Origin of the sequence: Vibrio sp. V42_P2S4T144 (genome assembly GCF_009904715.1) — a bacterium.
Classification (GTDB): Bacteria; Pseudomonadota; Gammaproteobacteria; order Enterobacterales; family Vibrionaceae; genus Vibrio; species Vibrio alginolyticus.
Genome location: NZ_WXWS01000124.1, coordinates 1 through 2,271, shown reverse-complemented (window position 1 = coordinate 2,271; position 2,271 = coordinate 1). Strand labels below are relative to the sequence as shown.

Annotated in this window: 2 protein-coding genes; both read left to right on the top strand. The window is 45.1% G+C overall.

Features of this window, described 5'->3' with window-relative positions; translation table 11 throughout:
* Positions 1 to 64: 64 nt before the first annotated feature.
* Positions 65 to 604 carry a single-stranded DNA-binding protein gene (locus tag CAG68_RS04120; protein ID WP_005387798.1) on the top strand — a complete coding sequence of 180 codons (540 nt, stop codon included), beginning with the start codon at positions 65 to 67 and terminating at the stop codon, positions 602 to 604.
* 242 nt (positions 605 to 846) lie between these two features.
* Positions 847 to 2,271 (top strand): diguanylate cyclase domain-containing protein (locus tag CAG68_RS04115; RefSeq protein WP_161440814.1); only part of this gene is annotated, 1,425 nt, incomplete at its 3' end.

Sequence of the window (2,271 nt, the reverse complement as noted above, 5' to 3'; positions counted from 1 at the left end):
ACATTAAAGCGTGCTATTCTAATGCGCTAAAATTTTATATATCCAGAGTGAAACGGAGCACATCATGGCCAGCCGTGGAATTAACAAAGTTATTTTGGTGGGGAATCTAGGTAACGACCCTGAAATTCGTTACATGCCGAATGGCGGTGCAGTAGCAAACATTACTATTGCGACTTCTGATTCATGGCGTGATAAAGCGACTGGCGAACAGCGCGAAAAAACGGAATGGCACCGTGTTGTGTTGTTCGGCAAACTTGCGGAAGTAGCAGGTGAGTACTTGCGTAAAGGCTCTCAAGTTTACATTGAAGGGCAACTGCAAACTCGCAAATGGCAAGATCAAAGTGGCCAAGATCGCTACTCAACTGAGGTCGTTGTTCAAGGCTTCAATGGTGTTATGCAAATGCTTGGCGGTCGTGCTCAAGGTGGCGGCGCACCAATGGGCGGTCAACAGCAGCAACAAGGTGGATGGGGTCAGCCTCAACAGCCAGCTCAGCAGCAGTACAATGCGCCTCAGCAACAGCAACCACAACAACAGGCTCCGCAGCAACCACAGCAGCAGTACAATGAGCCACCAATGGATTTTGACGACGATATCCCGTTCTAAATTCTGCTTATGCTTGAATCGAAAAGGCCGCGAATATCGCGGCCTTTTTTATTGTCGCAATCTAATGATCTCACAGGCTTATCTTGGCAAGGTTAGGCGTAACAATAAAACTTATCAATGAGTGTGATTTTCTTTATGCTCCAGCCTCTCACTATCAGACTAATCCGATTGTTTGATGAACTCTTATCAAGTATAAATATTTCAATAAGGTATATGATGAATAAAAAAGGAATTTGGTATTCATGAGGTATACCCCAACTCTTAAGTTAAGCACACGGCTGGTGGCCTTTGTCACCATGATCGTTATCTGCGCCATGTTTATCTTGTTTGTCGGTGGCACCCTCTCTTTTAAACGTCTTGGGCAGGAATATCTCACCCATTATTTAGAAGGGATCGTAGAGGTGGTCGACAAGGAGATGGAAGATCCTGACGCCGCTTATTCTATGCAGCGCTGGATGCCGAAAATGCTGCAGGCTTCCAATATTGTCGAAATGACGTTGTCGACCAACAACGCCGTTGTTTATCGCTTCAAAGATACTTCTCATCAAATGGAAGCGTCAGTCTTGTTTGAGGCTGAGTACCAGCTGACTCACAATCAAGATTACACGATTCACTTTAAAGCAATTCCCCCTTACTTAGGTTACAGCTACTCAATGCAGGCGCTTTGGTCGATCACGCTTGCCGTTGTATTGATCATCTTCTGCTTAATGCGCGGCGTGGCATGGCTTAAGGAGCAATTAGAAGGCTCCGAAATGCTCGAAGAGCGAGGCAGAATGATCCTGGCTGGTAGGGTGGAGCAGTATGCCAAAGGTGACAAAAAAGAATGGCCTTACACCGCCAGTGAAGCGCTCGATGTATTAATTGAAGAGTTACAAGATGCGCGTCAAGAGCGAAGCCGATTTGATACCTTTATTCGAACTCAAACCTTCCTTGATAAGCTAACCGGTACCGCTAACCGAGTGTTATTTGATAGCAAGTTGGAATCGGCGTTACTAGAAAGTGGGGCTCGCGGCGCCGTGTTGCTAGTGCGTATTCAAGACTGGAAACTGGTTGAAGAAGAGCAAGATAAGCAAATTACGGATGAGTTTATTGTTGAAGTTGGGAGTTTATTGTCCAATTTAGTTCAACGATACCCAGATGTTGTATTTTCCCGTTATTACGATGCTGATTTTGCGCTTTTTCTACCGCACCAAAGTGCGAAAGATGTGGCTAACCTTGCCTCGCAATGCATTCGCCAGTTAGAAAAGTTAATGCCGCCAGAGCCACTTGATCCAGACAACTGGTGCCATATTGGCATCACCACTTATAAAGAAGGTGAGCGACACAGCCAAATCATTGATGAAGCCGAGACTGCTTTGCGTAGTGCGCAACTACAAAATAACAATAATTGGAGTCGCTTCAAAAAATGGAACCACGATGAAGAAGCTCGCGGAAGTGTGAGGTGGAGAACGTTATTTGACACAGCACTTACACCTGAAAGTGTGATACTCTACGCACAATCTGTGCATCCAATAAGTGACGCGACGCATAAAAAATCATTATATGAAGAGTTAACATGTCGGATTCGCGATCCTGAGAATGGGATTGTTAAAGCGTCTCGGTTCATTTCTGCGATCAGACAGGTTGGTTATGAAGCGCAAATGGATAAGTCGGTTATTAATAAATTC